At 54.7% G+C, this 26,094-nt stretch carries 23 protein-coding genes, 1 pseudogene and 1 riboswitch; of the genes and pseudogenes, 20 read left to right on the top strand and 4 right to left on the bottom strand.

Annotated features, from left to right (window positions below; genetic code table 11):
- The first annotated feature begins 65 nt into the window (after positions 1-65).
- Positions 66-188, top strand: coding sequence for a hypothetical protein (locus tag C772_RS16925; RefSeq protein WP_008298458.1), 123 nt, complete (start codon positions 66-68; stop codon positions 186-188).
- A 52-nt stretch (positions 189-240) separates the two neighbouring features.
- Here the strand turns inward: C772_RS16925 and C772_RS06580 are convergent, their stop codons facing one another.
- Complete coding sequence (locus C772_RS06580) at positions 241-1,017, bottom strand: NRDE family protein (protein ID WP_008298457.1); 777 nt, start codon at positions 1,015-1,017, stop codon at positions 241-243.
- Between the two features lie 180 nt (positions 1,018-1,197).
- Here C772_RS06580 and C772_RS06575 point away from each other — a divergent pair, with 180 nt between their 5' ends.
- Positions 1,198-2,655: a S1C family serine protease gene (locus C772_RS06575; protein WP_008298455.1), complete on the top strand. Its 1,458-nt coding sequence runs from the start codon at positions 1,198-1,200 to the stop codon at positions 2,653-2,655.
- 20 nt (positions 2,656-2,675) lie between these two features.
- Positions 2,676-2,993, top strand: a complete 318-nt coding sequence (locus C772_RS06570; protein ID WP_008298453.1) for a thioredoxin family protein — start codon at positions 2,676-2,678, stop codon at positions 2,991-2,993.
- A 299-nt stretch (positions 2,994-3,292) separates the two neighbouring features.
- Here the strand turns inward: C772_RS06570 and C772_RS06565 are convergent.
- Together C772_RS06565 and C772_RS06560 are read right to left on the bottom strand one after the other, a co-directional pair.
- Positions 3,293-3,592: pseudogene (locus tag C772_RS06565) on the bottom strand (IS1182 family transposase); the annotation flags it as partial.
- A gap of 477 nt (positions 3,593-4,069) precedes the next feature.
- Positions 4,070-4,891: an EcsC family protein gene (locus C772_RS06560; protein WP_008298450.1), complete on the bottom strand. Its 822-nt coding sequence runs from the start codon at positions 4,889-4,891 to the stop codon at positions 4,070-4,072.
- Between the two features lie 153 nt (positions 4,892-5,044).
- Between C772_RS06560 and C772_RS06555 the strand changes: the two genes are divergently transcribed.
- The 6 genes from C772_RS06555 to C772_RS06530 all read left to right on the top strand — a co-directional run bounded on the left by C772_RS06555 (position 5,045) and on the right by C772_RS06530 (position 12,162).
- Positions 5,045-6,166 carry an NAD(P)/FAD-dependent oxidoreductase gene (locus C772_RS06555; protein ID WP_008298448.1) on the top strand — a complete coding sequence of 374 codons (1,122 nt, stop codon included), beginning with the start codon at positions 5,045-5,047 and terminating at the stop codon, positions 6,164-6,166.
- Positions 6,167-6,180: 14 nt separating this feature from the next.
- A complete protein-coding gene (locus tag C772_RS06550; RefSeq protein ID WP_008298446.1) occupies positions 6,181-7,398 on the top strand; it encodes an MFS transporter in 1,218 nt (405 codons plus the stop codon).
- Between the two features lie 131 nt (positions 7,399-7,529).
- Positions 7,530-7,631: riboswitch (purine riboswitch) on the top strand.
- Positions 7,632-7,767: 136 nt separating this feature from the next.
- The gene (locus C772_RS06545) at positions 7,768-8,355 is read left to right on the top strand and encodes a xanthine phosphoribosyltransferase (RefSeq protein WP_008298445.1); all 588 of its coding nucleotides are present in this window, start codon (positions 7,768-7,770) and stop codon (positions 8,353-8,355) included.
- The gene (locus C772_RS06540; RefSeq protein ID WP_008298444.1) at positions 8,352-9,680 is read left to right on the top strand and encodes a nucleobase:cation symporter-2 family protein; all 1,329 of its coding nucleotides are present in this window, start codon (positions 8,352-8,354) and stop codon (positions 9,678-9,680) included. The genes C772_RS06545 and C772_RS06540 overlap by 4 nt, the downstream gene beginning before the upstream one ends.
- 152 nt (positions 9,681-9,832) lie before the next feature.
- Positions 9,833-10,687 carry a YitT family protein gene (locus C772_RS06535; RefSeq protein WP_008298443.1) on the top strand — a complete coding sequence of 285 codons (855 nt, stop codon included), beginning with the start codon at positions 9,833-9,835 and terminating at the stop codon, positions 10,685-10,687.
- Positions 10,688-10,947: 260 nt separating this feature from the next.
- Positions 10,948-12,162 (top strand): NupC/NupG family nucleoside CNT transporter, encoded by a 1,215-nt coding sequence (locus C772_RS06530; RefSeq protein ID WP_008298442.1) that lies wholly within the window; start codon positions 10,948-10,950, stop codon positions 12,160-12,162.
- Positions 12,163-12,492: 330 nt separating this feature from the next.
- Here C772_RS06530 and C772_RS06525 read toward each other — a convergent pair whose 3' ends face one another.
- The gene (locus C772_RS06525; RefSeq protein WP_008298441.1) at positions 12,493-14,235 is read right to left on the bottom strand and encodes an ABC transporter ATP-binding protein; all 1,743 of its coding nucleotides are present in this window, start codon (positions 14,233-14,235) and stop codon (positions 12,493-12,495) included.
- Between the two features lie 164 nt (positions 14,236-14,399).
- Here C772_RS06525 and C772_RS06520 point away from each other — a divergent pair, with 164 nt between their 5' ends.
- The 11 genes from C772_RS06520 to C772_RS06470 all read left to right on the top strand — a co-directional run bounded on the left by C772_RS06520 (position 14,400) and on the right by C772_RS06470 (position 26,041).
- Complete coding sequence (locus C772_RS06520; protein WP_008298440.1) at positions 14,400-15,041, top strand: GGDEF domain-containing protein; 642 nt, start codon at positions 14,400-14,402, stop codon at positions 15,039-15,041.
- 70 nt (positions 15,042-15,111) lie between these two features.
- A complete protein-coding gene (rlmN, locus tag C772_RS06515; RefSeq protein ID WP_008298438.1) occupies positions 15,112-16,173 on the top strand; it encodes a 23S rRNA (adenine(2503)-C(2))-methyltransferase RlmN in 1,062 nt (353 codons plus the stop codon).
- A gap of 283 nt (positions 16,174-16,456) precedes the next feature.
- The gene (locus tag C772_RS06510; RefSeq protein WP_008298436.1) at positions 16,457-16,942 is read left to right on the top strand and encodes a GNAT family N-acetyltransferase; all 486 of its coding nucleotides are present in this window, start codon (positions 16,457-16,459) and stop codon (positions 16,940-16,942) included.
- Entirely contained in the window at positions 16,939-17,676 is a 738-nt protein-coding gene (locus tag C772_RS06505) for a hypothetical protein (RefSeq protein ID WP_008298434.1), read from the top strand. The genes C772_RS06510 and C772_RS06505 overlap by 4 nt, the downstream gene beginning before the upstream one ends.
- Positions 17,677-17,880: 204 nt before the next feature.
- Entirely contained in the window at positions 17,881-19,422 is a 1,542-nt protein-coding gene (gene adh, locus C772_RS06500; protein WP_008298432.1) for an aldehyde dehydrogenase, read from the top strand.
- Between the two features lie 19 nt (positions 19,423-19,441).
- Positions 19,442-19,798 carry a DUF779 domain-containing protein gene (locus C772_RS06495; RefSeq protein WP_008298430.1) on the top strand — a complete coding sequence of 119 codons (357 nt, stop codon included), beginning with the start codon at positions 19,442-19,444 and terminating at the stop codon, positions 19,796-19,798.
- Between the two features lie 468 nt (positions 19,799-20,266).
- Positions 20,267-20,527 carry a hypothetical protein gene (locus tag C772_RS06490; protein WP_008298429.1) on the top strand — a complete coding sequence of 87 codons (261 nt, stop codon included), beginning with the start codon at positions 20,267-20,269 and terminating at the stop codon, positions 20,525-20,527.
- 176 nt (positions 20,528-20,703) lie between these two features.
- A complete protein-coding gene (locus tag C772_RS06485; RefSeq protein ID WP_008298425.1) occupies positions 20,704-20,946 on the top strand; it encodes a hypothetical protein in 243 nt (80 codons plus the stop codon).
- Positions 20,947-21,244: 298 nt separating this feature from the next.
- On the top strand, positions 21,245-21,703 hold the full coding sequence (locus tag C772_RS06480; RefSeq protein WP_008298424.1) for an OsmC family protein: 459 nt from the start codon (positions 21,245-21,247) through the stop codon (positions 21,701-21,703).
- Positions 21,704-21,788: 85 nt separating this feature from the next.
- The gene (locus tag C772_RS06475) at positions 21,789-22,961 is read left to right on the top strand and encodes an exonuclease SbcCD subunit D (RefSeq protein ID WP_008298421.1); all 1,173 of its coding nucleotides are present in this window, start codon (positions 21,789-21,791) and stop codon (positions 22,959-22,961) included.
- Positions 22,958-26,041, top strand: coding sequence for an AAA family ATPase (locus C772_RS06470; RefSeq protein ID WP_008298420.1), 3,084 nt, complete (start codon positions 22,958-22,960; stop codon positions 26,039-26,041). The genes C772_RS06475 and C772_RS06470 overlap by 4 nt, the downstream gene beginning before the upstream one ends.
- Positions 26,042-26,094: the final 53 nt, after the last annotated feature.

Below are 26,094 nucleotides of genomic sequence, written 5' to 3'. Positions count from 1 at the left end.
GGCCGGAGCCGTCTGGGGAATCATAAATTCAGACGATCATGTCGGGCAGACAGGGGGGATCCGCATTGGCCAAGCATTATCCGGATAGCCGTCCGTACCCTTACGATACGGACAAGCCGCAATGGGCGGCATTCTGGATCGCACTTGCGGTCATCGCAATTGCCATCCTTCTGGAATTCATGATGTGAGAAAACCGGCAGGCCCCTAACGGAGCCAGCCGGTTTTCTCCTGCTTTCATCCTCACTGAGGGCGAATCTGGAAGGTAAAGCGTTCTTCGTTCATGAAATTCCCGTCCGCAAAACTGCGCTCGATAAATGTCGCGCGGCCATCACGGTCGATGAGGATGACCGTCTGGCAGCGGGTACCGTAGCCGCTCATGCGGATAAACAGCGGGGAAAGGGAACGTTCGAGGTCCGGTCCGACGCCTGTTTCCGGAAGGCGGTGATCCGGGAACGGCTCAGCCTCGCTGAGGATTTCAAAGAGCACATCCGGATCGATCGGACAGACGTCATCCGCAATCCTGGAAAGCCGATCCACCCCATGCTCGACCTTTGGCCATGGGGTATTCAGCATGGCGTTGCTGAGGCCATGCGTGCCGGGCGGGATTTCCGTGAAACTTCCCTGAGCCTGATTCGTCTCATACATCAGACGGTCCGGTGTCCCGGCAATGACATTGTACAGATCATATTGTTCCGCCGTTTCAGAAAGGCGTTCCAGCGTCTTTTCCATCGACACTGAATCATCAAGAAGGTCTGTGACAATGCCGCCTCTGGAACGGGCACCCGGTGGGGGAGGCACATCCGGCTTCCGGACATTGGTCAGGGCTGCAAACCGCCCTGAATGCGTCAGTCCGAGCCAGGTTCCTCCGCCGGTCAGATCCTTGCCGGCGACAAGCCCCGCCGGTTGTTCCCACACATGGGCCGGTGCAGCCGGCCGGTCATAAAACTCATCCCGGTTGGCCGCCACAATCAGCGGATAGACCGGGTGCTCGCCGTGGTTAAACAATACCAGGCACATGAACAACACCCCTTTTTCAGTTCCCAGTATACCCGACAGCGGGAACAGGGGCGAGAAATGAAATTGAATCTATTTTCGTGTGCCGGTCCCTCTTAAGGCATGATAGAATGAGGGTTAAATGTCGTATTATAAGGTCATATAGACGTTACATATCCATCAGCGGACGGAGTGAACAAACAAATGAAATGCCCGAACTGCGGACATCAATCGGATCGATTTGAAGGGACTTGCCCGGAATGCGGCGAACGGCTGACACGCGGCAAGCGGAAGAAGAAAAGAAAGGGACTGCTCGCCGGCACGGTTGCTGCGCTGTTCATCCTGACGGGGGGAACATTCGCTGCGCTCCAATTCTGGGGTGACGAAGAAGCGGCAGAGGAGCCGGTCGCTCCGGAGGAAGAAATCTTGCCGGAGTCGGATGAGGCAGACCTGATCGAAGAAGAGGAGCAGCCGGAAGAGGCAGAGGAAGCCGATGAGGAATCCACTGGTGAGGAATCCGAAGAGCCGGTTGTCCGGGAGGGAACGGTGGAGCGCGCAATCCAGGAGGACAATGCGGTCGCCCAGGAAGCGATCATCCTGCCGGAGAAGATCGCCGGACAGGAACGGGACGCCCAGCAGATTATCAAAGATTCGCTGCCAAAGGTATTCACGATCCTTACCGATGAAAACATCGGCTCGGGTTTCCTCTATAAAAGCGGCGGCCTGATTGCGACAAATGCCCACGTCGTGAGCGGTTACACGGATGTCACTGTCCGGAACAGTGACGGGAAAGAATCACAGGGCCGTGTGGTCGGCATTTCGGACCGCTCCGACGTTGCATTGATCAAGGTCGATGACTATGCCAACATCGAACCGTTCCAGGTGGAAACCGGCGTTACGCCGATTGGTGCCGAAGTCATCGCAATCGGCAGTCCGCATGGCCTGTCCAACACGGTGACGACCGGTACACTGACCGCCCATGACCAGAATCTTGAATTGGGGTTCATCTATGAAAATATTTATCAAATCAATGCACGGATCGAACGCGGAAACAGCGGCGGCCCGCTGATCGATGCCAAGACAGGAAAGGTGGTCGGCATCAACTCCCTCGTGATGCAGGACAACAGCCTCGTAGGCTTTGCCATTCCGCTCTACAGCATGACCGGACTACTTGATCAGTGGGCGGCAAGCCCGATGTCTCCGGAACAGGTTGCAGGCGTCTTCGGTACGTACGATGAGTTTGAAGGCGGGGCCGCATCGCCTGAAGATGATCAGTTTGAAGGCGGCTGGGAAGGCGAGACTTTCAACGAAATCGCACTTGAAAACTTCATCCTTCGAGTCGGGCACTTCCAGACACTCATGAAGGATGCCGGTGATTTCTTCTGGCTTGCGGATCTTGTCGAACCCGGAAGCCCTGCCTATGATAAACTGACAAAAGAGGCGAATGAGCTGGCCGGCAGCGGCATCAAGTATGAACTGCTCGGCCAGGACGTCACATCGGTGGAAATCTATGATGATCATGCTATCGTGCATTCGTCTGAAACAGAAAAGACGACCGCGGCTGACGGTACGGTCACCGAGAACAATGTAAACCGGGACTATAAGGTCATCATCGACAGCAATGGCTTTTTCCAGGTGTCCGATGTCACAGTCGCCGAGTAAAGCAAGAGGGGGAGATTTTGATGGAAGAGTTAAAATCAATTGAGCAGTTTAATGAATTGAAGCAGGAAGAGCGCGTGGTGTTCATGTTCACTGCCGGCTGGTGCCCGGACTGCCACTTTATCGATCCGTTCTTGCCGATGATCGAGGCGGACTATCCCGAGTATACCTTCGTCTCCGTGGACCGCGACAAGTTTATTGACTTGTGCGGTGAACTGGATGTCTACGGCATCCCGAGCTTCGTTGCTTTCAGCGAAGGTGAGGAGACGGGCCGCTTCGTCAGCAAGGATCGCAAGACAAAAGAAGAGGTCGAGTCCTTCCTGGACGGACTTGCCTCCTGAACGATCAGAAAACGCCTGCCGGCCGGCAGGCGTTTTTACTATCCGCGCCGATAACCAAATAGCTGACACCGAGGAATGTATAGACCCGGCAAGAAAACTTGTAATCTCTCTCTGCGGGAATGTGCAGACTCCGGGAGATTATGTAATCTCGTTGCGTCTAGAATAGCTGGCTTTAGGTTTGGCCCTCCTGCTTCTTATTGACGGGCATCCAGATTTCTCTGTTGACCATGTATTGCCAAGGGAATTTAAGGGGCAAAACTCGCGGCATTTCCACGCGAATGACAAAAATGAGGCACCTAATCATAGAATGCGAAGCCCAGGAACCAGCGGTAAGCCAGGTTCGTATTGACCACTTCGATCGTGCGGCGCATCGAAAAGATGCCAAAGGTGTATTGGAGAAATGGAAGCTTGATGAGGACAACCACCGGATCGATACTAGGACGGCCACGGTCTGAATACAAATTCTCTACGAGATTGTAAATGAACGAAAAGTCGATGGTTTTCTCGAGTTTCCTGACCAGGTGGTCCTCCGGGACCATCTTATCAAGCGAGACCATTTCCAGTTGATCACGATTGGTACCATCCGATTTTGACAGCATATCCATTACCCGTTTTGTAGTCTGTTAATTCGATATATAAACAGGTACCGTTTGCCTCAATAAGCCTTATGGCGGATTGAAGCAGAGGGCCCGAGACGCCTGCGGGAAAAGCGTTGGCCGAAGACCCCGCAGGATGTGGCACAACGCTACGCTTTTGTGCCCAAAAGTGTTACGCAATGCTCCGCAACGCTACGCTTATGCTCGCAGAAGATCTTCCGCTACGCGATGCGCACAAACGCCAGTCTTCGTGCTGGCGCCGGCTAAGGCAACGCCCGCGGACTAGCGGACGCCGTCACGCAGAACGGCGACTGTGCTCAAAAGCGATAGCGTTGAGCGACAAGGGCGCTCAGCGGAAATCCGGAGGATTTTCAGGAATAGAAAAAAATGCAGACAAAGGAGTATTCGACTCGCTTTGTCTGCAGTCTGACGCCTGCCGGGCCGGCAGGCGTGTTTTCATGTCTCGCATTTATGGAAAGGCTATTGGTTGATCGATGCCTCCGTTTGAAGATCCAGTGTTGCAAGCCGTTCCCGGATGCGGCGTTTTCGGTACAGAATGGTTCCGGCTTCGGCAAGTTCGGAAATCGTGTTCCGGTTGGTGATGGCGCCAAAGACGAGACCCGCCACAGGAATCAGCTGGAACATTTTCTTCATTCCCCAGCGGTCACGGAAAGAAAGCACGACTTCCCGCCATCCCTTCAGCTCGGAAACGACTTCGCGACGGGCTTCCTCACTTCCGCCGTCCAGATGGTCCATCTGTTTTATGATGGAGTCCCTGCCGTGGTTATCGGAAGTGACATATTGCATCACCTTGACGATAAAGAGCCGCTCCTTGGGGTCAGCGGGATCGAATCCGTAGCACATGGCAATATCCTGGAGGGTCTTCAGCTGCAGACCGAGCAGGACCGGTATATCAAGTGACAGAGTGAAGATGCCGCCAAACCCCGTGGATGCCCCCTGTACGGTCGCGACGTTTGTCCTGGTGCCGGAAACGCGGTCTGCGGCCTCGTCCATCGCGGAGACCGGCATCCGCCTGGCATCGGCGATGGTGCGGACCTGCTGGTTGTGAAAGTAGTTGGCGACAGCTTTTTCCGAGCTCAGGTAACCTCCGCCCGTCTGGACAAACTTGCCGAGCTCGTCCAGTGCCTTGCCCACCTTGTTTTGGATGAACTCCGGGGTCACCTTGTCCAGCAAGGCAAAGGGGATCCGGCCGATCCGGTCCCAGATCCTCACTTTCCCCTGGTCCTTTTCCCATCTGCGGATCTGTTCCAGTTCCTGTTCCAGCCATTGTCTTGATTCCATAAGCGCCTCCCGGTACGTTTTATCTGTTCTGTATACGTCTCATATACCCGAAATGTTTCATCGGAAGCGCCGGATAAAGTTGGAACGGCTTGCCAGTGCCTGCTGTTCAGATACAATAGAAGAGGAATCCTAACAGAAATCGGGTGTCAGCCAATGAATCATACAATCATTATCGGCGGCGGGATCCTTGGCGCTTCCGCCGCCTACCATCTTTCGAAGTCAGGACATGCGGTAACAGTGATTGACCGCGGGGAGCCGGGGCAGGCGACGGGGGCCGCCGCAGGCATCATCTGCCCATGGCTGTCACAGCGCAGAAACAAGGCGTGGTATGCACTTGCCAAAGGGGGAGCGGCCTTTTATCCGGATCTCATCCGTTCCCTTGAGCAGGATGGTGAGACGGAAACCGGCTATCGGCGTGTCGGTGCGGTGAGCGTACATACGGATCCTGCAGTGCTGGATCTTGCGGAAGAAAGGGCAATTACCCGAAAAGTGGAGGCTCCTGAAATCGGGGAAATCCGCAGGCTCAGTGAAGAGGAAACACGGGAACTTGTCCCGATGCTCGGTGAGGGGTTTGCATCGGTCTGGATCAGCGGGGCTGCAAGGGTAAACGGCGGCCAGCTTCGCGACGCGATGCTGTCCGCGGCCCAAAAGCACGATGCAACATTCGTCCGCGGATCCGCAATTGTTTCTGCGGAAGGCGGAAAAGTGAACGGGGCTATTGTCGGCGGAGAACTGATTCATGCGGATACTGTGATGGTGACAGGGGGCGCTTGGGCTGCGGAGGCGGTCGCACCGCTCGGCCTCCAGCTTGAAGTCCACGCCCAGAAAGCGCAGATCCTCCACCTTAGGCTCGGGGAAGAGCCTACTGGAGAATGGCCGGTCATCATGCCGCCGCGCCGCCATTATATCGTGCCGGCAGATGGAGGAAAGGTCATTGTCGGAACGACCCACGAGGACGAACACGATTTCGAGATGACTCCGACCGCCGGGGCCATCCATGAGATGCTCGACAAAGCTTTTGTCACAGCTCCTGCTCTGGAGGAAGCGGTGTTCGATGAAGTGAATGTGGGCTACCGGCCGTTTACGGCAGACAACCTGCCTGTTGCCGGCCTGCTCGGCGGTATCAGCGGACTGTATTTCGCGAACGGGCTCGGCTCTTCCGGGCTGACCGTAGGGCCTTATCTCGGCGTCCAGCTTGCGAAGATGGCTATAGGGGAGCCGCTTGACATTGATCCGTCTCTATACAGTCCCGACAAGGCGATTGCAGGGGAGTAAGGGGGAGAGAAGTTATGGCGGCTACAGCTGCTTCACTGAAACGGGCCCCGGATCCCGTCTATCCGGTCATGTTCGCCATCGGCGGGTGCCATCTTCTGAACGATGCCATTTCCGCTGTTGTGCCGGCGATGTATCCGATCCTGCAGGCGGAAAACGGCTACAGTTACCTTCAGCTGGGCCTGATCACGTTCGTGCTGCAGATGCTGTCATCGGTCATGCAGCCGGTGGTCGGCATCATCAGTGATAAAAAACCGCGCCCGTGGATGCTTCCGGCGGCCATGGCGCTTGCATTTATAGGAATTCTGTTGCTCGCATTCTCGCCCGAGTACTGGATGCTGCTTGTCGCGGCGATGTTCCTTGGTCTCGGATCGGCCATCTTCCATCCGGAAGGATCCCGCGTTGCATTTCTGGCCGGCGGGGCAAAGCGCGGTATGTCACAATCGATCTTTCAGGTCGGCGGCAACAGCGGACAGGCCCTTGCCCCGGTCATCACTGCACTGATCCTGATTCCGCTCGGGCAGGCGGGGGCCGCATGGTTTCTCATCCTTGCCGCGGCCGGGATTTTGATTCTGAGCCGGGTCGCACGATGGACCAGCAATCGTCTCAGGGAAGAAGACGCAGCGGCCAAGGGCAGGAAACGACAGATCGCCGGTATTTCAGGGCTCACTCCGGGCAAGGTAAAAGCCGGACTCACGCTTTTGCTGATCGTCATTTTTGTCCGGTCGTTTTATGTAGTGAACATGCAGGGGTATTACGTGTTTCATCTGACCGGTGAATATGATCTTACCGTCCGTCAGGCACAGTACTTTATCTTCATGTTCCTTGCGCTGGGGGCTGCGGGAACGTTTTTCGGCGGGCCGTTCGCGGACCGCTATGGCCGGAAGCGGGTCATCGCGGCCTCCGCACTGATCCCGATCCCGCTTGCTGCTGCCTTGCCTCATCTGCCGATCTGGCTTGTCGCGCCGGTGCTCGGGATCATCGGATTTGTCCTGATGTCGAGTTTTTCGGTCTCTGTCGTTTATGCACAGGAGCTCGTTCCTGGAAAAATCGGCACAATGGCCGGCCTGACCGTGGGATTCGCCTTTGGAATGGGGGCGATCGGTTCCGTCGCAATCGGGGCATTCATGGACCTGGCGGGCGTCTATACGACGATGGTCGTCATCAGCCTCCTGCCGATCCTCGGGCTGGTCTCCCTGTATTTGCCGGATGAACGCCGGGCTGCACCTGCTTGATAGAGAAAAAAGACGAACGTTCGGATTTAGGGGAGTTACCGGATGCCGGAGTACCGAAAACGCTTCCTGTTTTCGGTGAATTCCGTATATTAATGTCTGACTTGAAAACTTCTGTTGCCGTGATATACTAAGCCCATTCAATATCAGACGCTCATATAATCGCAGGGATATGGCCTGCAAGTTTCTACCGGCCCGCCGTAAACGGGCCGACTATGAGAGGCAACGGAAATCAGAGATGGGGGGAAGCCCCGTCTTGTTTCTTTTCCACCGGAATGATAAAGCCGGCGGTGATGCCCCTCTATAGGGCATTGCCGCCGGTTTTTTATTTCGTGCCATTGAGCGCCGTGGTAAAAAACGGGAGGAATCATTTTGAAACAGCTTCAAGACAAAATCAGTTCGGAAGGCCGTGTGCTCTCGGAAGATGTTCTGAAAGTGGACTCTTTCCTGAACCACCAGGTCGACCCCAGGCTCATGCAGGCAATCGGAAAAGAATTTGCCCGCCGGTTTGAAAACGACGGAATCACCAAAATCCTGACGATTGAGTCGTCGGGCATCGCGCCTTCAGTCATGGCGGGGCTGACGATGGGAGTTCCGGTCATCTTCGCAAGAAAACGGGCTTCCCTCACGCTCACGGAAGGTCTGATCAGCGCGGAGGTCAAGTCATTCACCAAACAGACTGTGAATACAATCTCGGTTTCTGGTGATTATGTGACCGCAGAAGATACCCTCCTCATCATTGATGACTTTCTTGCAAATGGCCAGGCGGCACTTGGCCTTCTGGATATTGCAAGGCATTCCGGTGCGTCGGTTGCCGGAGTGGGGATCGTGATCGAAAAAGGCTTCCAGCAGGGCGGAATCTTGCTCCGGGATCAGGGAATCCGGGTCGAATCGCTTGCCATCATCGATTCACTTGCAGACGGAAAAGTGTCATTCCGAGAGGAGGCTGAGGTCCGATGAAGCAAGGCATACGTGAAACGACGCTTGGGATCCAGCATCTTCTTGCCATGTATGCGGGCGCAGTCCTTGTTCCGCTGATCGTGGGCGGGGCCATCGGGCTCAGTGCCGAACAGCTGACCTACCTCGTGGCGGTCGATATCTGCCTGAGCGGGGTGGCGACACTGATGCAGCTTGCCTCCAACCGATTCTTCGGCATTGGATTGCCGATCGTGCTCGGCTGTACGTTTACGGCTGTCGGGCCAATGATCGCCATCAGCGGGGAATATGGCCTTTCGGCGCTTTACGGCTCAATTATCCTTTCCGGCCTGTTCATCGTGCTGATCAGTCCGTTCTTCAGCATGCTGAGGAAATTCTTCCCGCCGATCGTGACCGGCACAGTCGTCACGATCATCGGCCTTACACTGATTCCGGTGGCCATCAATAATATGGCCGGCGGCCAAGGTTCGGCTGATTTCGGATCTGCGACAAACGTGACACTCGCATTTGCCACTCTCCTGATCATCATCCTGATTTATAAATTCGCCACGGGCTTTATCAGGGCGATTTCGATCCTTCTCGGACTGGTGGCCGGCACACTCATGGCGGCTTCGATGGGCATGGTCAGCTTCGACAACGTCAGGGAAGCTTCCATGTTCCATATGCTCGAGCCATTCCAGCTTGGCACTCCGTCGATCGTGTGGCCTGCAGTGATCACGATGTGCCTCGTCAACATTGTCTCGCTTGTAGAGTCGACCGGCGTCTATTACGCACTGAGCGACATCACGGGCAAAAAGCTTACAAGGAAAGACCTGTCCCGGGGATATCGGGCTGAAGGGCTCGCTGTCATGCTCGGCGGATTCTTCAACGCTTTCCCATACACGGCCTTTTCACAGAACGTCGGATTGGTGCAGATGACCGGAGTCAAGACACGCCGTGTGATCGTGATCACCGGGGTTATGCTGGTTGCGCTCGGCTTCCTTCCGAAAGTCGCGGCAATCACGACCATCATCCCGACATCGGTACTTGGCGGAGCAATGCTTGCCATGTTCGGCATGGTTGCCACACAGGGCATCAAAATGCTGAGCAAGTGCATGGGCGAGTCACAGGAAAATGCGCTGATCGTGGCATGCTCTGTCGGGCTTGGACTGGGCGTCTCTGTTGTTCCGGATCTGTTCAGCGCGCTGCCGCAGGGCGTGCAGATCCTGACAAGCAACGGAATTGTTGCAGGAAGCTTCACCGCCATTGTGCTGAACATTGTCTTCAATATGTTACCCGCAAAGGCTTCTGTACCGGCAGCAAAGAAAGATCCGGCTGTCCTGAAGGAAAGCGCTCAAGAAGTTTCATAATACAGAAAAACCGCACTGTTTATCGGCAGTGCGGTTTCTTTTGGATGGAGTCCATTACATTCTGTTATCTCGTCAGTCTGCTAAAGAAATTCAGAACTTCCATACAAAGCCTGACTGGTAAAATAGTTGAGGTGCAACAGGGGGGATTTAATATGAAGCAATCCATGAAAGCAGTATCCAATGATTATCTGCTGATCCTTATCGGGTCGGCACTGGTGGGACTGAGCTATAATCTGTTCCTGCTGCCGGCCAGGCTGGCGGCGGGAGGCGTATCCGGAATCAGTACCATCACATATGAACTCTATGGCTTCAATCCTGCCTACGTCCAGTGGCTGCTGAACATTCCGCTGTTTGTTCTGGCGGTGATTCTTGCCGGGAAAGATTTCAGCATGAAATCGCTTGTCGGTACCTTATTTGTCCCATTCACAATCTGGTTGACAGGAGGGCTTAATCTTGGGGTGCAAGACCCACTTCTATCATCCATATACGGCGGGATCATCCTCGGAGTCGGTCTGGGGATCGTGTATAGGGGAAACGGTTCGACAGGTGGGACGGCCCTGGTCGCGCAGATCCTGAGGAAGTTCACCGGAATTTCCAGCGGCTTTGCCCAGCTCATCGTTGACGGAGCTGTCGTACTCACATCTGCGCTTGTCTTTGACTTCGAACTGGCGCTGTTTGCCCTGATGTCCATCTATGTGACAAGCAAAGTCATCGACTTTGTTCAGCTCCGGACTTCTCCCCAGAAACTGGTTCTGATCATCACCGAGAGGGAAGAGGAAGTGAGGACGATCATCCGGGAGGAAATCGACAGGGGACTTACGAAGTTGCGGGTGACCGGCGGCCATTCCAACAGGGAGCGGACGATGATTCTCTGTGTGGCAGAACAGTCAGAAGCGGTCTATCTGAAAAAGATGCTGAATGAAAAAGAACCCGCATCTTTTGTCATTTTCGTGAACGCCTCCGAAATTCTCGGCCACGGTTTTTCAAAGGAACGGATTTACGAGTAAAGCCGGCAGGCCCGCTTTCCGCAAGGGAACCGGCCTGCCGGCTTTTCCTGTTTATGGACGCCGGCAGAAGGGAATGTTGAAGTTGTCATACTTTCCGATGGTTTGCACAATTGCGTATATGAATTAGTAGGACATTAAGCATTTACAATCGTATGGCCTATTTGATACCTTTAATAACGAAAATGTCTGAGGTCAGACAACAATAATCGGTCCGCCTTCCAACCCGGGATGGCCGGATCTGAAATGATAGGGGAATAGCCATGAATATTTTGTGGGGCTTGTTGGGAATGGCGGTCGTTCTCGGAATCGCTTTTCTGCTGTCCACCGGGAAAAAGTCGATCAACCCGCGGACGATCATCGGCGGGCTGGCACTTCAGCTTCTATTTGCATTTATCGTCCTTAAGTCGGAGATCGGCAGAAAAGCGCTGTTGAATGTGACCGAAGCTGTCAACAACGTGATCGGCTATGCCGGGGAAGGGATTTCGTTCCTGTTCGGGCCGCTCGCTGACGGCAACGGAGAGTTGGGTGTCATCTTCGCCTTCCAGGTACTGACGATCATCATCTTCTTCTCTTCTCTGATTTCGGTGCTTTACTACCTCGGCATCATGCAGTGGATCATCAAATTGCTCGGTGGCGGACTTTCGAAACTGCTCGGGACGAGCAAGACGGAGTCCACTTCGGCTGCGGCGAATATATTCGTCGGCCAGACGGAAGCGCCGCTCGTTGTCCGGCCTTTCCTGAAAAACATGACCAACTCGGAACTCTTCGCGGTCATGACCGGGGGCCTTGCTTCCGTAGCCGGTTCCACACTCGCGGGATACGCGCTTCTGGGCGTTCCGCTTGAATACCTGATCGCGGCAAGCTTCATGGCTGCACCGGCCGGCCTGATCATGGCGAAAATCATTATGCCTGAAAAAGAAAAGCCGAAAGACGATGAATTCGTCATGGAGAAAGATACCGGCGCGACCAACGTCATCGATGCTGCTGCGAAAGGGGCAGGGGACGGGATGAGCCTCGCGCTGAATGTCGGCGCTATGCTTCTTGCATTCATCGCACTCATCGCCCTTCTGAACGGACTTCTGGGCGGAATCGGATCCTGGTTCGGTGCTGAAGATCTGACGATCCAGAGCATCCTCGGCTATGTGTTCTCGCCGCTTGCGTTCGCCATCGGTGTTCCTTGGCAGGAAGCCGTACAGGCAGGAAGCTTTATCGGACAAAAGCTTGTGTTGAACGAATTCGTCGCTTATGCGTCGTTTGCACCTCAGATTGCCGAGCTTTCTGATAAGACCGTCATGGTTGTCAGCTTCGCGCTTTGCGGATTCGCCAACCTGAGCTCGCTGGCAATCCTTCTGGGCGGACTCGGCGGCATGGCGCCTGAACGCCGCCCGGACATCGCGCGCATGGGTATGCGTGCCGTTGCAGCAGGGATGCTCGCATCGCTGCTCAGCGCATCGATCGCCGGCATGTTCATGTAAGCTGTATAGAAATTGGAAAAGGGATGCATCCGCTAAGCGGAGCATCCCTTTTTTAGTAGGCAATGTTCAGTTGAAGCCAATCGTTTTCCGTTTTTCTCCCCCGTTTTGCTCTGGGGGTTCTTTGCCGCGGTATGAATCCACTCACATGCTAACCCAAGCAACGCAATCCCTACCTGCTATTGCGTCCTTGCGGCCCTATAGCCGCGCCAGCGTGAATGAGTGTCCTCCGCATCATGCGAATGGACGCCAGTTCAAACCGATTCCGTTCAAGTTGAAGCATCACAATTAATAATGATAACAGATTTAGGAATCAAGTCAAGAAGAGTGATCCTAAATCAATTGCTGCTCGGCATATTCCCTGTAAACCGGGTGGGAATCGAATAATTCCCGGTGAGTACCAATCCCGGTCACTTGGCCTCCTTCAATGAAAACGATCCGGTCCGCGTCGACAATCGTGGACAGACGGTGGGCGATGGCAAATGTAGTCCGCCCGGCCATGAGGCGCTGGAGGGCTTCCTGGACGATCCCTTCAGAGTGGCTGTCAAGGCTTGCCGTAGCTTCGTCCATCATTAAGATTTTCGGATCCCTCAGAAATGCCCGGGCAATGGCGATTCTCTGACGCTGCCCGCCGGATAGGCGGATGCCACGTTCTCCAATTTCCGTGTTTAATCCATCAGGGAAGCCCCTGATGAATTCAGAGGCGAACGCCATGTCTGCAGCCAGCCAGATTTTCTCTTCTGGAATGTGATCCTGTTCAATTCCGTAGAGCAGATTATCCCTGATCGTCCCTGACATCATTGCGCTTTCCTGCGGGACATAGCCGATCTGGCTCCGCCAACTCTCGAGGGACAGGGCGGTGATCGGTGTATCCCCGACACGGATGGTTCCGCTGTCCGGTTCGTAGAATCGTTCAAGCAGCGCGAACATTGTGGATTTCCCGCCTCCGCTCGGTCCGGCGAATGCAATCATTTCGCCGGGATTTGCCCGGAAGGAAATGCCGTTCAGGACAGGTTCTCCGGACAAGTAGGAAAAGCTGACGTTTTCCACTGTGATCGGAAGCCCCGAGACATCCACCCTATTCCCCTGCTGTCCCGGCTCCGGGTCCAGGCTAAGGATCTGGATGATCCGCTCTGTGGCGCCCTTGGCTTTTTGCAGCTGGGTAAAGAACATGGCGAATGTCGTAACCGGGAAAACAATCTGGAACAGATAGAGAAGGAAGGCGACCAGTGTGCCGGTGGACATGGATCCGTCCGCGACGCGCACGCCACCGTAAACGATGATGAATGCAATGACCGCCCACATGATCAGACCCATCAGCGGACCGATGACCGCGTTGATCCGGGCTTCCCTAAGTCCGAAGTCGAACAGCCGGAGAATCCCTGCCATTCCTTTTTTCTCTTCATCTTCCTCGGCATTCGATGCTTTCATCAGGCGGATTTCACTGATTGTCTGCTGGATGCTTCCGCTGAATGCGGCAGTTTCGTCCTGCATCCCGCGGGAGATCTTGGCCATCCGCCGGCCGAGGGGAATCATGAGTGCCATGGTGACCGGAATCGAGATCAGCATGACGAGCGTCATCTGCCAGTCGAGGATCAGCAGCAAAACAACGGCGCCGACGATGGAAATCAGGCCGCTGATAAACTGCGGCACATGGTTCGAAATAAGCTCTTTTACGATGCCGGTATCGTTGACGACACGGCTGACCGTTCCGCCGCTCGCCTCGCCATCAAAATGTGAAACCGGAAGCCGCAGGAGCTTGCGCCACATTTTCCCGCGCAGGTCCGCCACCAGTTTCTGCCCGGTGTAGCTGAGGAGATAGGTCGATACCCCATCAATGACGGTCTGGATGAGGAATGCGGCAATAATGGCTGCGATCAGAACGGGGCTTAGAGATTCAAGGGAAAACCCGTCCACCAGCTCTTTTGTGAGAAGCGGGATAACGAGCCCGACAAGGGTTGTGATCAGAAAACCGGCGATGCCGGAACCGAAAGCAGCTTTCGGGATGCCGGTTGAGCGGATCAGTCGCATGAACGGCTTTAGCCCATCCTGTTTTTCTGAGTTTATGGGTGCCATAGAAAGGCTCCTTTCAATCAATTGTTTTCTATACGGAACGATCGGCTGCAAAGTTCCATACGCTCAGGAGGAAAAAGCACATTCAGTCTTTTCCGCCTTCAGAGGATTTTCCTTTTTTATGGTATACTGATAAGCATTGTGCAGGATGGATCGGGGGGATGGACATGCGCTGGAAGGGACGGCTCATCGCAGCCGGAATTGTTGTGCTGTTCAACATCATGCGTTATTTCTACTATCATGTCTATTTGGACGTGCCGTTTGACGGTTCTTTCTTTTTATTGACGGCTGTGTTTCTTGCCATCGCCTATGCGGGTGGCTATCAGTACGACCGCGCGGACTATCTTTCGAGACGGGATCCGCTCACCGGCGCCTACAACCGCCGCTTTCTGATTGATTATGTCAGGAAGCTCCGGCTTTCCGGCCATCCCCGATACGGAGTTGTCCTGTTCGATCTGGATGATTTTAAGGAGATTAATGATACCTACGGACATGAAGCCGGCGACGCCGTGCTCCGCGATTTTGCCGAGACCCTTTCCGATTTCGTCGGCAACCGGGGAATTATCGCAAGATGGGGCGGAGACGAGTTCCTGGCCATTTTCCGGGAAGCGGATGACGAGTTCAAGATGTATGCCGCCGAGGAAATCTCGGCCCGGATGAACACTCTCGGATATGCCGGAGGCCGGTCGATCGGCGTGTCGTTCGGCATTGCAGTCGCCTCTTCAGAAGGCGAGGATTTGGAGTCCCTCGTGGACGCGGCGGACCATGCCATGTATGTCAACAAAACGGGCAGGAAGAGTCAAGTCTGAATACTTGTCGGATCTTCCCGCATCGTATAGGATAAAAAAAGAATTTCAACGGAATGAGGCAGAATAAACAATGAAACAATCGATTTACGGATTGACCTTCGAACAGCTTCAGCAATGGATGGCGGAACACGGCCAGCAAAAATTCCGTGCGGCCCAAGTATGGGACTGGCTGTACAAGAAACGGGTCAAGTCGTTCGATGAAATGAAAAACGTCAACAAGGAATGCCGGGAGATTCTCGACGGGGCATTCACCATCCGGACAATGGACATCGCCGTCAAGCAGGAATCCCAGGACGGCACCGTCAAGTTCCTGTTCCGCCTGGCGGACGGCAACCTGATTGAAACCGTTCTCATGCATTTCAGCTACGGACAGTCGGTCTGTGTCACCACCCAGGTCGGCTGCAACATCGGCTGCAGCTTCTGCGCAAGCGGACTGCTGCGCAAGAGCCGTGACCTGCAGGCGGGTGAAATCGTCGAGCAGATCATGAACGTCCAGGAGCATCTTGACGCACTCGGCGGAGGCGAGCGGGTTTCCAACATCGTCGTCATGGGCATCGGGGAGCCGTTCGACAACTACGATAACCTGATGAACTTCCTCCGTGTCGTCAACGACGGCAACGGACTTGGCATCGGAGCACGCCATATCACCGTCTCGACAAGCGGCCTCGTGAAGGGCATCCGCAAGTTTGCCGACGAGGATCTTCAGGTCAACCTGGCGCTTTCGATCCATGCACCGAACAATGAGCTCCGGACGAAAATCATGAAGATCAACAAAGCATTCCCTCTGGAGCAGGTCATGGATGCCATCGACTACTTCCTGTCGAAGAAAAACCGTCGCATCACCTTCGAATACATCCTTCTTAGTGACGTAAACGACCATGTAGAGGAAGCTCAGCAGCTTGCCAAACTTCTGCAGAACAAAAAGCACCTCAGCTATGTCAACCTGATTCCGTACAATCCGGTTGAAGAGCATGACCGCTACAGCCGGAGCACCCCGGAGGCGATCGCAGCCTTTGAAAAGACGCTTAAGGCCAAGGGGATCCAATGCGGTGTCCGTCTTGAGCAGGGAACCGACATTGATGCCGCCTGCGGACAGCTCCGCAGCAAGCAAATCAAAAAAGACGTCTCCTGACGGCACCGGCACGGAATTCATTTTCCGTGCTTTTTTACTTGGAAATTATAAAAACGTCACTCTACGGATACTGATTATTCCCGTGTCGGCCACGTCCGGCTTCAGCGCCCAGCAACTGGCAAACTTCACCCTTCTCCATTGCGATAAGTTAACATCGGCTCGTCCCTCGCCGTGTTTCCTTTATCTCATTGCGAAGAGCTCCAGTTTGTACGTTGCTGAACGGGCGCCTGCGCTTTTGTTCTTGCCCGTGTTCCGGTATCGTTGACGAAAAGGGGGGCTTCCAATGAAAAATGAAAACCTGATATTCCGTCCTGCCGCCCGTGCCGACCTCGAGGGGATCGTCGGCATGCTGGCGGACGACAGTCTGGGACGGACAAGGGAAAATCCTGACTTGCCGCTTGAGCGCTCTTACGAAGAGGCGTTCCGTGCAATTGATGAGGACCCAAACAACGAACTGATCGTGGCGGAAGCGGACGGTAAGTTGGCGGGAGTCCTGCAGCTCACGTTTCTCCCTTCCATCACGTACAGGGGTAGCTGGCGGGCGATGATCGAAGGTGTCAGGACCTCTTCAGCCATGAGGGGCAGGGGAATCGGCAGGGAAATGATCCGGCACGCCATCGGGCTTGCCGAAGAAAAAGGGTGCCGGCTCGTCCAGCTGACCACAGACAAGAGCCGTCCGGATGCCATCCGGTTTTATGAAAGCCTCGGATTCAGGCCGACCCATGAAGGCATGAAACTGCGTCTGGATAAGGGGGACGGGAAAGAATGAAATCAGTTTTCGCTTTCGAAACTCCTGGAAAAGGGGCTGCTTACGAAACAACAGCCAAACGGCTCACGATGCGGCTCGGTTCCTACGAAGCGTTTCTCCGCAATGCGTTCGGCCTTACGGAAGTTCCGAAGGCCGTAGTGTGGACGAGCGGGGAACTTGCGCGGGATGTGTTCGGAAATGTCCCGATACCTGCCTATACAAGAGAGAACCTGATCTTTATGTGCCCGGATCAGGAGGAATGGAAGCGGATCATGTTTGAACAGATGGACGGAGAGGACCTTCCGGAAGTGAGATCGTTTTATGAATCGGTCGGCGAAGCGCAGCTGCTGGATATCCTCGCCCATGAACTGACCCATCACCTCGACCTGTTCCCCGACGATTTTGAGGACGAGCGCACGGATGCCATCTGGTTTGAGGAAGGCATGTGCTTTTACCTGCCGCGCCGGCATCTGCTCGGAGAAGCCTACTTCAATAAAGTAACAGCAACCGAGCGGGCCCTTTACCATGCACTGAAGGATCGTTACGGAAAACATCCGCTTGATGACTTCGGTGCGGCATCCTATGAGGGGACGCTGCCTTCGATCATGTTTGATTACTGGCGCAGCTTTCTCGCGGTCAGTGAGCTGGTGGAACGGGAGAACGGCAGCGCCCATGCGGTGTTCAGGAAATACAACAACTGGCATGAAGGGGGAAGGGAACTCCCTCTGACTGAATACTTCGAAATAGAAATCTGATTGAACTGAAGATTTCGACTATAATAGATTCTGTCATAAACAGGACCGCCGCTCATATGTATATAAGGGCTGCGGTTCTATTTCTTGGTGCGCGGCAACCTGATTTCCACCAAAGAAGAAATAGAGGTTGAAAAGTTCTGTGCTTTCTGACAATATAGATAATAGCAAGAAGAAAGCGCATACAAGAATGGGAGGAATGAACAAATGGTAGAAGTGATCAAGTCCCGGGTTTATGCGAAGCCGAACACGGAAGGTGCGAAAGTCAACTTCCGGGAGAAGTACGACAACTATATCGGAGGGCAGTGGGTCCCCCCTGCCAAAGGTGAGTACTTCGACAACATCACCCCGGTGACGGGCCAGGTGTTCACGAAAGTGGCACGTTCCACGGAAGAGGACATTGAGAAGGCGCTTGACGCCGCGCATGCCGCCAAGGATGCCTGGGGCAAGACTTCCGTCCAGGAGCGCTCCAGGATCCTCCTGAAAATCGCGGACCGCATGGAAGAAAATATTGAAATGCTGGCCGTCGCGGAAACATGGGACAACGGAAAAGCGGTCCGTGAACCGCTGAACGCCGATATCCCGCTTGCCATCGACCATTTCCGCTACTTTGCAGGCGCGCTGCGTTCCCAGGAAGGCGGCATCAGCCAAATCGACGAGAACACGGTCGCCTATCATTTCCATGAGCCGCTCGGCGTAGTCGGACAGATCATCCCGTGGAACTTCCCGATACTCATGGCGGTCTGGAAGCTCGCACCGGCGCTTGCGGCAGGGAACTGTGTCGTCCTGAAGCCGGCCGAGCAGACACCTGCGTCGATCATGGTGCTGGTCGAGCTGATCGAAGACCTTCTTCCTGCAGGCGTGATCAACGTCGTCAACGGCTTCGGCCTTGAAGCCGGCAAGCCGCTCGCGTCCAATCCGCGCATCAGCAAGATCGCGTTCACGGGCGAGACGACAACCGGCCGCCTGATCATGCAGTATGCGTCCCAGAACCTGATTCCGGTCACGCTCGAGCTGGGCGGCAAGTCGCCGAATATCTTCTTTGAAGACGTGTTCGAAGAAGACGATGCCTTCCTCGACAAGGCGGTCGAAGGGTTCGTCATGTTCGCGCTCAACCAGGGCGAAGTGTGCACATGCCCATCACGTGCACTGATTCAGGAATCCATCTATGACAAGTTCATCGAGCGCGCCATCAAGCGTGTCGAAGCGATCAAGACCGGCAACCCGCTGGATCCGGATGTCATGATGGGTGCACAGGCATCCAACGAGCAATTGGAGAAGATCCTCTCCTACCTGAAGATCGGCAAGGAAGAAGGCGCAGAATGCCTGACAGGCGGCGAGCAGAACCAGCTTGAAGGAGAACTCTCGGAAGGCTATTACGTCAAGCCGACTGTCTTCAAGGGCAATAACAAGATGCGCATCTTCCAGGAAGAGATCTTCGGGCCGGTCGTGGCCGTCACAACGTTCAAGGACGCCGAAGAAGCGCTTGAGATCGCGAACGACACGCTCTACGGCCTCGGCGCGGCTGTCTGGTCCCGTGACACGAACACCGCCTACAAGATGGGCCGAGGCATCCAGGCCGGCCGTGTCTGGACGAACTGCTACCATGTCTATCCGGCTCACGCAGCATTCGGCGGATACAAGATGTCCGGCATCGGCCGCGAAACACACCAGATGATGCTCTCGCACTATCAGCAGACGAAGAACCTCCTCGTCAGCTACGACGAGAACAAACAGGGCTTCTTCTGATCCGGAAGGAGGGTTTCAAATGGTCGAACGCGTCACCGCAACGGATGAAGCGATCGGGCTGATCCGGAAGCTGCAGGAAAAGCATGGACCGGTCATGTTCCACCAGTCCGGCGGCTGCTGCGACGGATCGTCCCCGATGTGCTACCCCGAAGGCGACCTGATGATCGGCAGCCAGGATGTCCTCCTCGGCGAAATCGCCGGTGCCAAGTTCTATATGAATAAAAACCAGTATGACTACTGGAAGCACACCCAGGTCATTATCGATGTCGTCGACGGACGGGGAGGCATGTTCTCCCTGGAAGGGGTGGAGGGGAAGAGATTCCTCTCGCGATCCCGTGCCTTTACGAAAGATGAGACTGAAGCGCTCGGTATTTAAAAGTGACACCCGCCATTCATGGATGGCGGGTGTTTGGTGTTTGGATTGGGAATGCATTGTGCCAGCTCGAAAACCAGTATGCGTAAGGCGCACTGTCCGATTGTGACGGTGCTCAATACGGGAAACCCTGTCCGACGGTTATCGAAGCATCCAACTGTCGGTACGCCCTCAAGCATGAGACACAACATCCAGGAGGCTAGCAACAAAGCTGTTTTATCATTTCTTTCTCGGCGCAAGACTAGCGGGGAGGTTATTTCAAATGCTGTTGCCTGGAGCGACATGTATGACTTAGGCACTGTATTGCTGAAGGTCAAGTGAGTATGCAAGAGCGTCCATAACGGGCGCTCTTTTGTTTTCAAAACATTGTTCCCCGAAACCAATTGAGCAGCTTCGACAAATCGAAACAAAGATGTATTAAAAACCCCACTTTAAGGTGTAAAATGATGACATTGGAAGGGGGACACTCCGATGAATAAAACAGAATTTCGTAGAATTGCATTTGGGGACTGGGAACGAGTTGCACAAGGCACCATTGTTGGAAACGGGATTTACCTGGAGATTCAGACGAAAAATGAAGCCGTCCTGAATTTTCTTTTCCGATATAGGACAAGCGGAGAGATTATTTCGGATCCCGTTGTCTGGGTTGGCGAAAGCTACTATGTCCACACTGGCGCCTTTGAAGTCATCCACATGGATGATAACGGTACGGTCCTTCGTAAGTTGAAATGATTAAGTGAAAGCGACCATAAGATGTCTATAATGTAAGGAAAAGGTCATGAAAAGCACCCGTTTTGGGTGCTTATTTAATTATTTAATATTTCTAAAGGGAAAAAGGGAGTAATTGCCGAAATGAAGCAGATAGCCTATTATTAGTCGACAATAGTATCTTAAGGAGTACAAAAGTTATGAGTGATGACGAAAACCAGTTCATAAAATTAATAGAGGACAATTACCTGGGTGACTCTCGTGTACGAGTACGGCGAAAGCTAGAACTCTTGCTTGAGGATTTGCCCAAGGGGATAGAAAAGGCAAATGCAGGCGATGCAGAATACGCCGCTGTATACCTTGTTGCTATAGAAAAAATATTAGCTGCTGCTCTTGATGAAGAGTCTATTGCATATGAGAGGTTTATGACGAAGCGGGATTAAGAACAGCCATAGCAGAAAATAAGAGTGTCCACACGGGCGCTCTTTTATGTTGCTCGAATCTCAAGAGTGGGAGGGAGAGGATGCCTGGAAAAGTAGGGAATGATCTCTCCATGCTCGCGAGGGTTTTAAAGTTGGAAGGCCAGGCGGAAAAACACGAAGAGCGAATCGGTGCCTTCGGAGGAAGAGGACAAGGAACAACATAAAATCTTAGAACACCATGGGAATGTTTTGTGTTTGATAGTTCTTGCCAATTTACGCACATCTGTTCTACCATGAAGAATAAGAGAGAGGTGATTCCATGGCAGAACATATCTTTAAACTGAAAGCGGATTGGCCGGGCCTTCGGAACGATGTGGGTGAGATTGAGTCAGGAAATCTGAAGACGAAGATTTCCATCCCTCCGGAAATGGATGGACCGGGCGTCGGGACGAATCCGGATGAGATGCTTCTGGGGGCTGCTGCGACCTGCTATATCATCACGCTTGCTGCCATGCTGGAGCGTTCCGGCATCGACAAGGAGGCGCTCACGATGGATTCCGAGGCAACCGTGGATGTGACGAACGGGGTCTTTACCTATAAGAAGATTGTGCACAAGCCAAAGCTTGTGCTAACTGCGGGGACAGACGAGAAGAAGCTTTCCCTTGCCAGGCGACTTACGGAAAAGGCGGAGACGTCCTGCATGATCAGCCGGGCCATCAGAGGGAATGTCGAGGTCGGCCTCGAGGCGGAAGTCCTGCGTTTCGAAGAAACTAATTGAGCCGGAAACCGGTCCTGTGCGAGAGGCCTGAGATGGTCTATAATCATATGAATAGAAAAGACTCGGAAGAAAAGGTGGGAAAAAGATGAAATTCTTCCATACGGCCGACTGGCATCTGGGCAAGATCGTCCAGGGGGTACATATGACGGAGGATCAGCGCCATGTCCTTGAGCAACTGACCGAAGCCGCACGGACAGAACGGCCGGATGCCATCATCATCGCAGGTGATCTGTACGACCGGGCTGTGCCGCCGACGGATGCGGTCCGCCTGCTTGATGACGTACTTTCGGAAATTGTGCTCGGGCTCGGAATTCCGGTTATTGCGGTTGCAGGCAACCATGACAGTCCGAACCGTCTTCATTTCGGCAGCGGCTTTATGAAGGAAAAGGGGTTTCATATGACCGGTATCCTGGAGCCGGATCCCGCTCCGGTCATCCTGGAAGACGAGCATGGTGAAGTTCATTTCCACTGTGTGCCGTTTGCCGACCCGTCGGTCGTTCGTGCGCTTTATGAAGACGATTCGGTTACGAACCATGATGAGGCGATGCGTTGCCTGCTGGAACGCCGCTGCGGGAATCTTGATCAGGCAGCGCGCCACGTGCTGATCGGACATGCATTCGTGACACCCGGCGCAGAGCCTGAGGAGAACACAAGCACATCCGAACGCCCGCTGTCTGTCGGAGGGGCGGAATACGTGGATGCGGGGCGCTTCGGCAAGTTCCATTACACGGCACTCGGCCACCTTCACCGGGCCCATTCGGTCGGAAGCCCGGCGGTCCGCTACTCCGGATCCCCTCTGAAGTATTCGATTTCCGAGGAAACCCACAACAAGGGCTTCCTTTGCGTGGAAATCGACGGCGAGGGGCAGATAACTGCTGAACACCGTCCGCTGAACCCGCGGCGTGACATGAGAACAGTTGAGGGGACGCTGGCCGAAATTCTTGAAATGCCGCATTCGGATGACTATGTATTCGTCCGTCTGCTTGATGAAGCGCCTGTCCTTTATCCGATGGAGCGGATCCGTTCCGTCTTCCCGAACGCCCTCCATGTTTCCCGGGTGATGCCTGTCCGGCCTGATGGAACGGACAAGCCGGGCAGACGGACGGAAGAGATGGATGATGCCGCCATGTTCCGGGCATTCCACGAGGAAATCACCGGCAGTGCGCCTGATGAGGAGACCGAAGAGCTGTTCCGGAGCGTGCTGGATGAGCTGCTGGCGGATGAGCGCGAGACAGTGAAGGAGGCGGTAAGACGATGAAACCGCTGAAGCTGAAGATGACGGCATTCGGCCCCTATAAGGAATGCGAAACGATCGACTTCACGGAACTGGGGGACAGGGGTCTTTTTGCCATCTCGGGTCCGACCGGTTCCGGAAAAACCTCAATATTTGATGCCATCTGCTATGCCCTGTACGGCAAGGCGAGCGGTGAGGAGCGCGAAGACCGGAGCCTCCGCTCCGACTTTGCGGACGACCAGGTACATACGGAAGTCGAGCTCTGGTTTGACTCGGCCGGAGATACCTATCGGATCATACGCCGCATGCCCCATGTAAAAGCCGGAAACAAAAGCGCGACCGGTGACCGGATCGAGCTGTTCAAGGTTGATGGGGATTCGGAAAAGCCCGTCACCGACCGCCAGATGACGACAGAGGTGAACGCGAAGGTGGCCGAGCTGATCGGTTTCAGCCATGACCAGTTCAGCCAGATCGTCATGCTGCCGCAGGGTGAGTTCCGGAAACTGCTCACTTCAGATACGGAAAACAAGGAAAAGATCTTCCGGAAGATTTTCCGCACGAAGAAATACAAAGACATGGAAGCGGTCCTGAAAGAACGAAAATCCTCCGTTGAAGCGGATTGGAAAAAAGCATCGGGCCGGATTTCCTGGCAGGCCCGGCATCTGCTGGACACGCTGCCGGACCTCAGTGAGGAACTGGCCGCCAGCCTTTCCGATGAACACCCGAACGCGGGCAAAGTGATTGAGGGGCTGTTCGGTGAACAGGAGCGCCGGCTGAACGAGACGGACCGGCTGGAAAAAGAAGCGGAACAGCTGGAGGCGGGTCTCGCGGAAGCCAACCGTCGACTGTCGACTGCACAAGAGCTGAACAGCAGGCTGGCAGAGTGGGAAGAGAAAAAGCGGCAATTTGCCGCACTGAATAGCCGCCTTCCTGAAATGGAGGAAAAGCGCCGAGCCGTCAATCTTGCACGCCTCGCGGCAAGGATCCGTCCTGCCGAAGAAAAGTGGACGGATGCCAAGCGGGAGCAGCAACAGGCTGCTGAGGCTGTGAAGCAGTCAGAACTGGCGCTTGCCGCAGCGAAGGAATCAGAAAAAGAAGCCGCAGCCCGGGCGCTGCAGGCCAGGGAACAAGACCCCCTGACCGACGCCAAGCGACGGGAAGCGGAGCGACTCGAGGAGGCCCGGCCCCGCCTGCATGAGCGAGAACAGGCACTGCGTGACCTGGCCACTGCCCGGGCCGATCAAAAAAGGCTGCTCGAACAGACGGAATCCCTCCGCTCGGATGCCGGTAAGTTCCGGGACAGACAGGAATCCCTTCGCCAAGAAATTGCATCTCTTGAAGAGGCCCTTGCCGGAACTGAAGAACTTTACGAACGGCTCACGGCAGCCGAGCGGGACAGTGAGCTCCTAAAAGAACATATCCGTCTCCAGGAGACGGTCAGGAGAGCGCAGGAGGATGCAGAGCGTCATGAGCGCCTTAAAGATGAGGCGGAATCCGTTTTGCAGCAACTGAAACAACAGCTCCGGGACAGCCAGGCGGCATCACTTGCTGCTCACCTTCATGACGGGGCGCCCTGCCCGGTATGCGGCAGCAAGGAACATCCTTTACCGGCTGATTCTGCAGACGGCCCGGATGTCATGAAGCTCGAAGAGGCCGAATCGGCATTTCTTAATGCGCAGTCAAATGCGATCAGCTCTGCAGGCGCCCTTAAGATTCAAAACGGCTTATTGGAGCAATCTGCAGAAGGCATGGCAGGCCGGGGACTGGAAGTTGCGGATGCGGCCGGAATCCTGGCCAACAGGAAAGAACAAGCAGAACGGCTGCGTGGTGAAATCTCTACTGCCAAGTCACGCCGAAACCGGCTTTCCTCACTGCGGAAGGATGAGGAGACCCTCCGAAAACAGGCGGAAGAGAATGCTTCCAAACTGACACGGCATACAGAGGATCTGGCGGGCACGACAAGCCGCATCGCCTCTGTTGAAGCGATGATCAGCGGCCTGGAGCGTTCGATTCCGGAAGGCTACGGTGATGTCCGGTCACTTGATCAGGCTCTGACAGAGCTCCGCGAACTGGTTGAAAAGCATGACCGCCTGAAGGAAAAGCTGGAAACAGCCGCTACAGAGGCGGCGGACAAACGGAAGGCAGCGGAACAGGCACTTTCGTTCGCGCTCAGCCAAAAAGAAAAAGCGGAGAATCGGCTCCGGGAGACGGAAGCTGCCTTCCGGGAAAAGCTTGCCGCATCAGCCTTCAGCTCTGAAGATGCCTATCGTGCGGCGCTCATGCCCGATCATCTGGCAGACGAGGCAGAAGAAGCGATCCGTGTGTTTGAGAACGACCTTCATGCCGTGAAAATCAGAGAAAGCGAACTTGCTGCAGCTCTTAATGGCAGTGAGCGTGCGGACCTGGACGCTCTCCGCCTGCAGGCACAAGAAGCGAAAACTGCATGTGACCTGGCACAGGAGCGGCTGATCCATTCCCGAAACACACTGAACACCATCAATAAAGGCATTGCCTCCATGCGGGAAGCCGCAACCGAAGCGGAAGCGCTGGAGAAAAAACTCGGCAAGGTGGCGGGTCTCCATGACCTCATCCGCGGACAGAACGCCGATAAACTGTCGTTCGAGCGTTACCTTCAGATTGAATACCTGGAGCGGATCTTGCTTGCGGCAAACGAACGGCTGAAGGAACTGTCAAACGGTCAGTTCGAACTGCTCCGGAGCGACCGGCAGGAAGCACGCGGGCGGCAGAGCGGCCTCGGCATTGACGTGTATGATGCATACACGGGCCAGGCAAGGGACGTACGGACACTTTCCGGCGGGGAGAAGTTTAATGCGTCACTTTCCCTGGCCCTTGGTATGGCGGATGTCATCCAGGGCTTTGGCGGGAACATCCGCGTGGACACGATGTTCATCGACGAAGGGTTCGGATCACTCGATCCGGAGTCGCTGCAGAAGGCGATCGAAGCGCTGGTGGGACTGCAGCGGAACGGACGCGTCGTCGGCGTGATCTCGCATGTCGAGGAGCTTAAATCCGCCATGCCGGCGGTCCTCAAGGTTACCAAATCCAAGGCGGGCCACAGCTCGAGCGAATTTGTATTGAAGTAAAGAGGAGCTTTCATCTGCACTGTGTGCGGATGAAGGCTTCTTTTATTTTGGGA

This window comes from Bhargavaea cecembensis DSE10 (genome assembly GCF_000348905.1).
Lineage (GTDB): Bacteria > Bacillota > Bacilli > Bacillales_A > Planococcaceae > Bhargavaea > Bhargavaea cecembensis.
Note: the sequence above shows the minus strand (reverse complement) of the source record. Positions and strands in the feature narration are given on the sequence as shown.

What these genes read in the sequence shown, in the direction of transcription:
- C772_RS06580 (WP_008298457.1), bottom strand. Translation starts at nt 1,017, where the DNA reads ATGTGCCTGGTATTGTTTAACCACGGCGAGCACCCGGTCTATCCGCTG.
- C772_RS06575 (WP_008298455.1), top strand. Translation starts at nt 1,198, where the DNA reads ATGAAATGCCCGAACTGCGGACATCAATCGGATCGATTTGAAGGGACT.
- C772_RS06570 (WP_008298453.1), top strand. Translation starts at nt 2,676, where the DNA reads ATGGAAGAGTTAAAATCAATTGAGCAGTTTAATGAATTGAAGCAGGAA.
- C772_RS06560 (WP_008298450.1), bottom strand. Translation starts at nt 4,891, where the DNA reads ATGGAATCAAGACAATGGCTGGAACAGGAACTGGAACAGATCCGCAGA.
- C772_RS06555 (WP_008298448.1), top strand. Translation starts at nt 5,045, where the DNA reads ATGAATCATACAATCATTATCGGCGGCGGGATCCTTGGCGCTTCCGCC.
- C772_RS06550 (WP_008298446.1), top strand. Translation starts at nt 6,181, where the DNA reads ATGGCGGCTACAGCTGCTTCACTGAAACGGGCCCCGGATCCCGTCTAT.
- C772_RS06540 (WP_008298444.1), top strand. Translation starts at nt 8,352, where the DNA reads ATGAAGCAAGGCATACGTGAAACGACGCTTGGGATCCAGCATCTTCTT.
- C772_RS06535 (WP_008298443.1), top strand. Translation starts at nt 9,833, where the DNA reads ATGAAGCAATCCATGAAAGCAGTATCCAATGATTATCTGCTGATCCTT.
- C772_RS06530 (WP_008298442.1), top strand. Translation starts at nt 10,948, where the DNA reads ATGAATATTTTGTGGGGCTTGTTGGGAATGGCGGTCGTTCTCGGAATC.
- C772_RS06525 (WP_008298441.1), bottom strand. Translation starts at nt 14,235, where the DNA reads ATGGCACCCATAAACTCAGAAAAACAGGATGGGCTAAAGCCGTTCATG.
- C772_RS06520 (WP_008298440.1), top strand. Translation starts at nt 14,400, where the DNA reads ATGCGCTGGAAGGGACGGCTCATCGCAGCCGGAATTGTTGTGCTGTTC.
- rlmN (WP_008298438.1), top strand. Translation starts at nt 15,112, where the DNA reads ATGAAACAATCGATTTACGGATTGACCTTCGAACAGCTTCAGCAATGG.
- C772_RS06510 (WP_008298436.1), top strand. Translation starts at nt 16,457, where the DNA reads ATGAAAAATGAAAACCTGATATTCCGTCCTGCCGCCCGTGCCGACCTC.
- C772_RS06505 (WP_008298434.1), top strand. Translation starts at nt 16,939, where the DNA reads ATGAAATCAGTTTTCGCTTTCGAAACTCCTGGAAAAGGGGCTGCTTAC.
- adh (WP_008298432.1), top strand. Translation starts at nt 17,881, where the DNA reads ATGGTAGAAGTGATCAAGTCCCGGGTTTATGCGAAGCCGAACACGGAA.
- C772_RS06495 (WP_008298430.1), top strand. Translation starts at nt 19,442, where the DNA reads ATGGTCGAACGCGTCACCGCAACGGATGAAGCGATCGGGCTGATCCGG.
- C772_RS06490 (WP_008298429.1), top strand. Translation starts at nt 20,267, where the DNA reads ATGAATAAAACAGAATTTCGTAGAATTGCATTTGGGGACTGGGAACGA.
- C772_RS06485 (WP_008298425.1), top strand. Translation starts at nt 20,704, where the DNA reads ATGAGTGATGACGAAAACCAGTTCATAAAATTAATAGAGGACAATTAC.
- C772_RS06480 (WP_008298424.1), top strand. Translation starts at nt 21,245, where the DNA reads ATGGCAGAACATATCTTTAAACTGAAAGCGGATTGGCCGGGCCTTCGG.
- C772_RS06475 (WP_008298421.1), top strand. Translation starts at nt 21,789, where the DNA reads ATGAAATTCTTCCATACGGCCGACTGGCATCTGGGCAAGATCGTCCAG.
- C772_RS06470 (WP_008298420.1), top strand. Translation starts at nt 22,958, where the DNA reads ATGAAACCGCTGAAGCTGAAGATGACGGCATTCGGCCCCTATAAGGAA.